We start from the raw sequence: 3848 nt of genomic DNA, 5'->3' as shown, positions 1-3848 counted from the left end.
ATGGCTCCGTTCAGATCACACCCCCAATTTAACCGCAGGAATATAGCGCAGGCTCGGCTTCGTGCCGCACTCAGGATGCATTCGCAGGCTGTCTTTTACGCGAAGTAGCTTGCTGATGTGCGATTCTTCGTCGTTTAGATCGCCAAATACGATCGCCTCGTATCTGCACGCCTCGATACAGGCAGGCTCGTGACCGTCTTTTAAATTCGTATCCAAGCAGAAGTTACAGCTCTCTGCGGCTTTGGTATCGTGATTTATAAAGCGCACGTCGTAAGGACAGGCGACGATGCAGTATTTACAGGCGATGCAATCATCGGTGTTCATCGTCGTGATGCCCGTTTTTTTGTCCTTGTGGCAGGCTTTCGTCGGACAGACTTTTACGCACGGCGCGTCCTCGCACTGCTGACAAGAAACCCTAACATAGCGCTTTTCTTTCAAATTTAGCGGATCGGTTTTGTCCTGGATAAAAAGCCTCATCTGGCCTTTCGGAACCGAATTTACCTTTTTACAGGCGATCTCGCAGTCGGTACAGCCGACGCATTTGTTCTGATCGAATATCATGCCGTAGTGCGGCTTTTTCGGCTCTTGCTTTTGAACGCTCGCATTTGCGTCTTGTGCGCTTTTATCCGCGCTGTTTTGCGCGAGTAAGCTTGAGGCGATTGCGCCAAGCCCCAAAGAGCTGAGTGCGGCGGATTTTATAAAATTTCTTCTTTGCTTTTGCATATTCTCCTCCGACTAAATTTAAGCAAAACTACTTTGTTTTGTTCGCGTCGTGAAAGCTTTTAGCCTCGCTCTCGCTAAGCTTTTTGGCCGCATCGGCAAGCTCGCCGGGCTTTAAAACTTTTAGTAGTTCGGCTTCAAAAATCACCACAGAACCCGCAGGAATTCTATCTACGTCCACGTTGCCGTAGGCTAAATTACTAGGGATTGTAAATTTATATTTAGAGCCCGTATTCATCAAAAGCAACCCCTCGCGCAATCCGTCGATTAAGCCTATCATAGAAAGATGCGCCGGAATTTTAGATGCGAAAGTATCGTCAAATACACTACCGTTCGTCAAATACGCCTTGTAGTTCATCACTACTACACTCTCAGGCTTTGGCTTTTCGCCCATACCTAGCTTTAGAATTTCATATTGAAGACCGGATTTCGTGGTTTTAACGTCCGGATTTTTAGCATTTTTCGCCATAAATTCCTTGCCTGCTTTTAAATTTTTATCAAGCTCCGCTTTGGAATTTGTTTCTACGATCTTATTTAGCTTATCGGCTCTTTGATTCAAAAGCGCAATAATTTCCTCATCTTTTAGCTTCTGCTGCTTTTTAAGAGCGTCCAAAAACCCCTCTATCACCGCATCTAAGTCGTATTTGACACCTAACGCGGCTTGTGAATGCAGCTGGTTTGAAACATAGCTTCCGGTAGAAGCTCCGATGCTATAAGATTCTTTTTGTTCTTGCGTAGTTAAATTCGCGCCCAATGCGCAGCTTGCCAAAACGATAGGCAAGAAAATTTTTAGTCTTTTTTGCATACATTTGCCTTTTAAATTTCGGGGCCGCGAGCTTACGCGACCCCGAAAGAATTATAAATTATTATTTAGAATTCTTTGAGCCTCTTTGATATACTCTTTAGCAGCCTCTAGCCTTTGCTTAGTATATTTAAAGCCATGCATTCCCCATGAGCCGTCTTTTTCGATAAGATCGACGGTGTCTTGAGCTTTTTCGATTAGCTCATAAACGCGAGTTTTATCGCTGGAGTCAAGCTTTTTAGTCTCAAGGATAGAGTAAATTCCTTGAATACCGATCTTAACCTGCGAGAAATCGCTCTTAATTGGAGTTTGCCAGCCCATAACCTCATCGTAAACCTGCTTTTGGTTCTTGAAGTGAAGCGTCTCTTTTAGCTCGGAGACGACTGGACTGTGGCAGCCTTTGGTATCTTGCATATCTTTATCCGCCCACGAGGTTCGTGCGCACGACCACATAAGATCGACGAAATTTCGTCCATCTTTATTTCTTTGGAAGTGCCAATCTTTCGCATCTCTTGGACCTTTAGCGGCATCGCCTGCGACTAGAGATTTTCTAGCAGGATCGATGTCGATCTTCCAGATGTGAGATCTTCTTTGAGTATCAAATCCCGCGTTGTCTTGGAACTGAATAGCGTAGAAGTTCTCGCAGCTCATCATAAACGGCATGTGGCAAGATGCGCAAGTGTTGTCTTTATGCGTATCGGCTCTTGCAGCGATATAGGCTTGCTCTTGGTGGCAGTCTTTGCACTCTTTTGTGATCTTAGGCTTTGTATAAAACGCACTCAAATAGCCCTGCTCAGAGTTATAATTTACGCCCTTGACGGTTTTATCACCAACTACCGGTCCGGTATTATCGTGCGGATCGTGGCAGGTTACGCAGCGCATACCCTTCTCGTAGTGAGCGGTAAAGTAGGACTGAGAGCCTTCAGAGCCACAGCCTGGACCCATAGATTTAAATTTAGAGCTAAGAGATAGATCGGGATTTCCGTTGTTTAGCGGATTAGCACGAGCTAAATCAGGGCTATAGTTAAATCTTTGGTGGCAGCGTTCGCAGTTTGAGGTTCTAAAATTTGTAGCGCCGTCAAGGTGACCGCCCGCTCCATGGCACTCTTCACAGGTGATACCCTTGGAGATAGTGTGCTTTTGAAGCTCTTTTGCGTTACCCAAAGCAGCATAGAATTCTTTCTTAGTTTTAAAATCGAATTTGAATGGGTGGCAGACTTCGCAATACGAGCTGTTTGCTTGGAAAAACATCGATTTTTTATATTTCGCAGCATACGACGCAAGACCTCTTACGTAACCGCCGTTATCGCCATAATCGGCTAGAGTTTCCGGGAATTCCGGAACGATCTTTTTAATCTTTTTGACCGTCTCATCGTCTAAATTTAACGCCCAAGTCCTTTGGAATTGGTTACCGCCGGCTACGATCTGACCGGTACCATCTCGTAGCAAACCGCCCTCTACGTGATAGGTTCCGCGTAGAAGCCATGCATCTACGTAGCCGAATTTTGTCCTTAGATGCCCCACAGTCGCATAAATTACGTCAGGGGTAATACCTTTTGGAAGGATCGACGCGGTATCCGGGCTAAATACCGGATCGGTTAGGTTGTTATTAACCTCCGGGTGCTCGCCCGGGAAGCGGATAGTAGTGGCGTGGCGCGATCTGCTCCATGTCTCATACTGCGCAGGGTGGCACTCGCCGCATTTTTCAGGGCCTATGAATTTATTCGGAAATTGCAAGGAAGAGCCCGCAGGGATTCTATACATCATAGAGCTATAGCCCTTGCCGTCGTCTCTTTTGCTAGCCTTTGAAAAGTCAAATCCATGCCCTTCCGCAAGCCACTCCAAACCTCGGTCGTGTACATCCATCTTACCGACCGTCTTACCGCCGTATTTGGTAAAAATCGGGTGATTTTTAAATAGCCAGTCATACATCTCTCGCTCTTCTACGACGTAGTCCTGCAAGGATATGACGCCTCTGCTTTGCAACGTGCCCTTAGGATTTGCGATGACGTCGCGCGATTTTTGCGACATTTCCATCTCATGCCCCATGCCTTCATCGGCACAGGCTCCTGCGGCAAAAATGCTAATACAGGCTAGCGCGCCTAGTAGCATCTTATTCCATTTTTTCATGGCTCCTCCTTTGAAAATCGAAATTTTAAATTAGCAAAGTTCTACGCTCAAAATAATATCAACAAAAAAGGGTGAAAAAGGGAGAAATTTAATAAAGTCTAAATTTAACGAAAAGAGATCGTAAATATCGCGTCTTCGTCGGAATTTGCAGCGCTTATGCTCCCTCCATTTTTTTCGATTATCATCTTGCTCATAT

At 45.5% G+C, this 3848-nt stretch carries 3 protein-coding genes; all 3 read right to left on the bottom strand.

Annotation, left to right across the window (positions count from 1 at the left end; all coding sequences use genetic code 11):
* Positions 1-15: 15 nt before the first annotated feature.
* The 3 genes from Q0238_RS01050 to Q0238_RS01040 are packed head-to-tail and all read right to left on the bottom strand — an operon-like array spanning position 16 to position 3652.
* Positions 16-723, bottom strand: a complete 708-nt coding sequence (locus Q0238_RS01050; protein WP_297942007.1) for a 4Fe-4S dicluster domain-containing protein — start codon at positions 721-723, stop codon at positions 16-18.
* A 28-nt stretch (positions 724-751) separates the two neighbouring features.
* Positions 752-1525: an FKBP-type peptidyl-prolyl cis-trans isomerase N-terminal domain-containing protein gene (locus tag Q0238_RS01045; RefSeq protein WP_005870892.1), complete on the bottom strand. Its 774-nt coding sequence runs from the start codon at positions 1523-1525 to the stop codon at positions 752-754.
* Positions 1526-1576: 51 nt separating this feature from the next.
* Positions 1577-3652, bottom strand: coding sequence for a cytochrome C (locus Q0238_RS01040; protein WP_297942005.1), 2076 nt, complete (start codon positions 3650-3652; stop codon positions 1577-1579).
* Positions 3653-3848 lie beyond the last annotated feature (196 nt).

This window comes from uncultured Campylobacter sp. (genome assembly GCF_938045775.1).
Taxonomy (GTDB): domain Bacteria; phylum Campylobacterota; class Campylobacteria; order Campylobacterales; family Campylobacteraceae; genus Campylobacter_B.
Note: the sequence above shows the minus strand (reverse complement) of the source record. Positions and strands in the feature narration are given on the sequence as shown.

Coding starts and splice junctions, on each gene's coding strand:
- Q0238_RS01050 (WP_297942007.1), bottom strand. CDS start 723: ATGCAAAAGCAAAGAAGAAATTTTATAAAATCCGCCGCACTCAGCTCT.
- Q0238_RS01045 (WP_005870892.1), bottom strand. CDS start 1,525: ATGCAAAAAAGACTAAAAATTTTCTTGCCTATCGTTTTGGCAAGCTGC.
- Q0238_RS01040 (WP_297942005.1), bottom strand. CDS start 3,652: ATGAAAAAATGGAATAAGATGCTACTAGGCGCGCTAGCCTGTATTAGC.